Source organism: Lysinibacillus sp. 54212, from assembly GCF_036662795.1.
Classification (GTDB): Bacteria; Bacillota; Bacilli; order Bacillales_A; family Planococcaceae; genus Lysinibacillus_B.
In genome coordinates, this window is sequence record NZ_JBAFWZ010000070.1 from 1 (window position 1) to 810 (window position 810).

Sequence of the window (810 nt, forward strand, 5' to 3'; positions counted from 1 at the left end):
ATGGATGAAACGAATAAAAAAATCACCACGTTGTCTAGTCAAATGAAACAGGTCGAACAGTCGATGGATCAACTCATTGGATTGTCAGATGCCTTTAAAGGGGAAGGGCCTCAAGCTATCTTAACGTTCTACGAACAATATCACAAACCGTTATTAAAAACCTATCATACCTTTACGGCGGACTATCAGCTGACGATCGAAAATATGCGCAAGGCGTTATTCGATTTAGAGCCTGCACGGGACGGCTTTATCCGGCAAAGTTTTTTAGAGGATGAGCTACATCAAGGAATCCTTCGTGCAAAGAACACAACGATCGAGTTGACTAATGAGGCCAATGCCATAATGCAGACGGTCTCGGATATTGTATCCCTGCCACACTTACGAGAAGATGGCGTCGTTCGGGCGTGTGATGAAGCCATCAAATTCAAGGATGAAACGATTGAAAAGCTCGTGCAGTTTGATAGGCTGCAAACACAAGCAGTCGTGCCTGTAGAGGGCATCCTCCAATCTATCACGGAGCAAATTCAGTTTATGGAGGACATCTTCAGTAAAGGGGATATAAACGCCAGCGCACAGACCAATGCCGTCGATGGCATGTCTACTGAAACCGTGGAGACAGACATCAAAGAGGATAAGGCATGGTATGAAACCGTGGCGGATGTTATAATCGGGGCAATTGAAGGAATTGTAAAAGCCATCGTCGATATTTTTAAAGGCTTATTCGACCTATTAATGGCACTCTTTACCGATCCGATTGGATTTTTAATAGGTATCGGAACAGCCATTTTCAATCCGATTGATACATTCAAC

The 810-nt window shown here is 43.8% G+C and carries 1 protein-coding gene; it reads left to right on the top strand.

The annotated features are described in order from the left end of the window. Positions 1–810 (top strand): LXG domain-containing protein (locus V4T18_RS18280; RefSeq protein ID WP_332651886.1); only part of this gene is annotated, 810 nt, incomplete at its 3' end.